At 60.9% G+C, this 4,225-nt stretch carries 4 protein-coding genes; 2 read left to right on the top strand and 2 right to left on the bottom strand.

Annotated features, from left to right (window positions below; translation table 11 throughout):
- Positions 1–247: 247 nt before the first annotated feature.
- Positions 248–589, bottom strand: coding sequence for a hydroxyisourate hydrolase (gene uraH, locus QK287_RS18235; protein ID WP_282361111.1), 342 nt, complete (start codon positions 587–589; stop codon positions 248–250).
- A complete protein-coding gene (uraD, locus tag QK287_RS18230; protein WP_282361110.1) occupies positions 586–1,083 on the bottom strand; it encodes a 2-oxo-4-hydroxy-4-carboxy-5-ureidoimidazoline decarboxylase in 498 nt (165 codons plus the stop codon). The genes uraH and uraD overlap by 4 nt, the downstream gene beginning before the upstream one ends.
- Positions 1,084–1,700: 617 nt before the next feature.
- On the opposite strand from uraD, the gene QK287_RS18225 reads away from it, so the two are divergent.
- On the top strand, positions 1,701–3,245 hold the full coding sequence (locus QK287_RS18225) for an NCS1 family nucleobase:cation symporter-1 (protein ID WP_282361109.1): 1,545 nt from the start codon (positions 1,701–1,703) through the stop codon (positions 3,243–3,245).
- 77 nt (positions 3,246–3,322) lie between these two features.
- A complete protein-coding gene (locus QK287_RS18220; RefSeq protein ID WP_282361108.1) occupies positions 3,323–4,087 on the top strand; it encodes an aspartate/glutamate racemase family protein in 765 nt (254 codons plus the stop codon).
- Positions 4,088–4,225: the final 138 nt, after the last annotated feature.

The following is a 4,225-nucleotide window of genomic DNA, read 5'->3' as shown; positions in this document are numbered from 1 at the left end:
AACCCGCTAAGGATATGGGAGGTCTCTTCTCCTGCAGCCACGTCCAACCTCTCTTCATCTTTGAATGTCTGGGCTAGTTATTTTCATATTGTGAGAAAACATTCTTGCTATTCGAGATTACCGACCCCATTAGGGGCAGTCAAGCAGGGACGGCTGCCAACGGCCACCTGCACCCCTCAGGGGCCTGTCCGTGGATTGTGACTGCGGAAGGGCGCCGTCCGGGCTGAAGCCGGACGGCGCCTGGGGTTCAGCTGCCGCGATAGCTTGAGAATGAAAACGGGCTCAGGAGCAGCGGCACGTGATAGTGCGCCTCATTCCTGTCGACGGTAAACGTCAATACGACCTCCGGAAAGAAGGCCGGCGTGTTCATGGCGGTGAAATACTCCGCCGTCGAGAACTGCAGGCGATAGGTGCCGGAGTCCAGCACGTCGGGACCGAGATCCTTAACGCGCCCGTCGCTATCGGTATGCCCGGCTGCAACCTCCGACCAGTCTCCGTTGTCCAGCGCCAGCAGGCTGACAGGGACGCCGGCAGCGGGTTTGCCCGTCGACGTGTCCAGAATGTGCGTTGTTATGTGGGAACTCGTCACTGGCTCATCATTCCTCTGAGTCGATGGATGGAAATCTCGCGCAGCTGCTGCTGCACTATAGGCTCTTCCTCATTAGCGGTGTGGGAAATCCGCGCCTGAAGCGCCTCCAGGATTTCCTCTTTGCTGCGGCCGGCGGCGCGGATCAGAAATACCCGCCCAAACTTCTCTTCGTAGCTCCGGTTCCCCTCGGCCAGCGCCGCAATGACAGCATCCGAAGACTCGCCAAGGGAATCCTGCTCACCGCGCGAGAGTTTGGCTTCAGAGCTCTCCCCCGCAGCGACCTCGCCGATCCGGGGATGGTGGGCCAATGCCGACTCCACTTCAGCCGCGGCGAAGGGAAAAGCGGCACTGCGGGCGAAGTTCAACAGGTCCTCGACTGAGGAGAAGGGCCGCTCGTCGGCAATCTGCTCGACCCACCTTTGAATATCAAGGCAGGGACGCAGCGCGGAGACAATTTCCGGGCGGCTGGCCCCGTTGAAATCCTTGAGCAACATAATTAGTCCTTCTGCTTTGGGCAGCTGTCCGTGATGCGGTGGGACAACACCAGTTCCATTTCACATCATGGAAGTCTTATTCCAATAACCATCAGTGAAGCGCACGCAATTTTGCGTGTCAACTTTTCCAGTGCCCCAGCACTGCACGGGACGCCGATCGCTTCCGTGCCGCTGACCCGACCATACCGGCGCGCAGCCCGAGGCGCCGGCGGCCACAAAAGGCGCCAGGCGTCCGACGGCGGTGCCACCGTGCGCCATTCGGCATCACCCACTGCCGCCGCAGCCCCGCTACGTCGGTCGTTGAAATTCCACCATATGAAAGTTTTCTCTTCCCTTGTGGAATGAAGTGATCTGGGTTACTTTTAATTTGTTCCTCAACGAGGAGGACAGCAACAAACGATTGGTCGTCTTTATGCGGCAGCCCCTGCTTATCCCCGGGACGTACCCCGTCGACAATCCGGCTATGCCGCGGCGCCATCTGGACCCACTGGTCCCCCGGCTTTCCGTTCCTGAATCTCAGGACTGCAGAACACGGCCATAAGCCGCCCCCTCCAGCCTGTCGGCAGTTACGCCGCCCCTTCGATAGAACACATTTCTTGTTTCCGAGAGGCAATTCCATGTCACAACTGCCGAACGCGGCTCCGCCCGTCGACGAGAACCATGACCGTCCCGCCGTTGCGTTGGATGACGTACCCTCGGCCGCGGAGCTCGGCTTGTCCCCGACAAGCGCCCGACTCTACAACCAGGACCTCGCGCCCACAATGATGAAGGGCCGCCGCTGGACCGCCTACAGCATCTTCACCCTCTGGGCCAATGACGTACACAGCCTGGGCAACTATGGTTTTGCGATCGGCCTTTTCGCCCTTGGCCTTGGTGCGTGGCAAATCCTGCTCGCCCTCGGCGTCGGCGCCGTCCTGCTGTTTATGCTTCTGACGTTTTCCGGCTTTATGGGCCATAAGACCGGTGTCCCGTTCCCGGTGATGAGCCGCATCGCCTTCGGAATCCACGGCGCACAAATCCCGGCCCTGATCCGCGGCGGCGTCGCAATCGCCTGGTTCGGCATCCAGACTTACCTGGCTTCGCTGGTCCTCCGTGTCCTCCTGATCGCGCTGGCGCCCGGCCTGGCGGACCTCGACAAGGACTCCATTCTCGGCCTTTCGACCCTGGGCTGGGCGTCGTTCCTTGCCTTGTGGATCGTGCAGGTGATCATCGTCCGGTACGGGATGGACATGATCCGCAAGTACGAGGCGTTCGCCGGGCCGATTATCCTCATCACCATGGCCGCACTGGCCATCTGGATGTTTATGCAGGCCGGAGGCTCCATTGCGCTCTCGACACCGGACGCCCTGACCGGAGGCGCCATGTGGCGGGAGATCTTCGCTGGCGGCGCACTCTGGGTTTCCATCTATGCCACGTTTGTGCTGAACTTCTGCGACTTCACCCGATCGTCCACCACCCGCAAATCCATCATCAAGGGTAATTTCTGGGGCATCCCGATCAACATGCTCTTCTTTGGCCTCATCGTCATCGTGATCACGGGAGCCCAGTTCAAGATCAACGGCGTAGTGATCGGCAGCCCCTCCGACATTGTCCAGTCGATCCCCAACACCTTCCTTCTAGTGGCAGCGGCACTGGCCCTGCTCATTCTGACCATTGCTGTGAACCTGATGGCCAACTTCGTTGCGCCGATCTACGCCCTGACCAACCTCATGCCTAAACGGCTGGACTTCCGCAAAGCCAGCCTGGTCAGCGCAATCATCGGACTGGTGATCCTGCCCTGGAACCTCTACAACAATCCGGCAGTCATCGTCTACTTCCTGGGCGGCCTCGGCGCGCTCCTCGGCCCGCTGTTCGGCGTCATCATGGCCGACTACTGGCTGATCCGCAAAACCCGCATCAACGTCCCGGAGCTGTACACCGAAGTCGACAAGGGTTCCTACTTCTACAGCAAGGGCGTCAACATGAGGGCGGTCGGAGCGTTCATTCCGGCGGCAATCATTTCGCTCCTGATCGCCTTCATCCCGGCTTTGCAGCCGGTCGCAGCGTTCTCCTGGTTCATCGGCGCCGGAATCGGAGCCCTGGCGTACTTCATCGTCGCCGACCGGAATCGGGAATTCCATGACGTCTCCGGCGAGCCGATCGCCGTACCCAGCCTCCACTGAACCGCCCGGCATCACGGCCGGTCCGCTCTTGCCCAGCGGACCGGCCGCTTCCCATCCCAGACGACCCGAAAGGCATCATGCGCATCCTCGTCGCAAACGTCAACACCACCGCTTCCATGACGGAATCGATCGCCGCACAGGCCCGCACGGCCGCCACTGCCGGGACCGAGATTATCGGTCTCACCCCGCGCTTTGGCGCGGACTCCTGCGAGGGAAACTTCGAAAGCTATCTGGCCGCCATTGCCGTTATGGATGTTGTCCTTGCATATCCCGAACCGTTCGACGCCGTTATCCAGGCCGGCTACGGCGAACACGGCCGGGAGGGGCTCCAGGAACTGCTCGACGTGCCAGTCATCGACATCACCGAGGCAGCCGCCAGCACCGCGATGTTCCTGGGCCACAAATATTCAGTCGTCACCACCCTCGACCGGACGGTTCCGCTCATTGAGGACCGGTTGAAACAAGCCGGACTCGATGCCCGATGCGCCTCCGTGCGGGCAAGCGGCCTGGGCGTCCTTGAACTCGAGGAATTCCCGGACCGTGCCGTAGAGGCCATTCTGGACCAGGCGCGACGGGCCGTGGAAGAGGACAAAGCCGAAGTTATCGTCCTCGGCTGCGGCGGCATGTCCGGGCTCGACGATCAAATCCGCGCATCCCTTGGCGTACCCGTCGTCGACGGCGTCGCAGCCGCAGTAACGATCGCCGAGTCCCTGGTGCGCCTTGGGCTGAGTACGTCGAAGGTCCGAACCTTTGCCACGCCCCGACCCAAGGTTGTCACCGGATGGCCGTTTTCCATTAACCAGAACGCCGATGGCACAACTTCTGACGTCCACGCCCGCTAGCGGGAGCAGTTCCGGACGCGCGTAGACCTGATAGCCCAATCACCAGAGGAACAAAATCAATGAGTGAAACGACCAGACCGGAATATGACTTGGTTGTTCGTGGTCGGCGTGTGTTGACGACGGCGGGGATCGCGGCGC

Origin of the sequence: Arthrobacter sp. AL05, assembly GCF_029960715.1 — a bacterium.
Taxonomy (GTDB): domain Bacteria; phylum Actinomycetota; class Actinomycetes; order Actinomycetales; family Micrococcaceae; genus Arthrobacter.
The sequence above is the reverse complement of the archived record's forward strand: the minus strand, read 5'-3'. Positions and strand labels throughout refer to the sequence as shown.

Bases quoted from the DNA above. Each gene is read 5' to 3' on its own strand.
- QK287_RS18220 (WP_282361108.1), top strand. From the start codon at position 3,323: ATGCGCATCCTCGTCGCAAACGTCAACACCACCGCTTCCATGACGGAA.
- uraD (WP_282361110.1), bottom strand. From the start codon at position 1,083: ATGTTGCTCAAGGATTTCAACGGGGCCAGCCGCCCGGAAATTGTCTCC.
- QK287_RS18225 (WP_282361109.1), top strand. From the start codon at position 1,701: ATGTCACAACTGCCGAACGCGGCTCCGCCCGTCGACGAGAACCATGAC.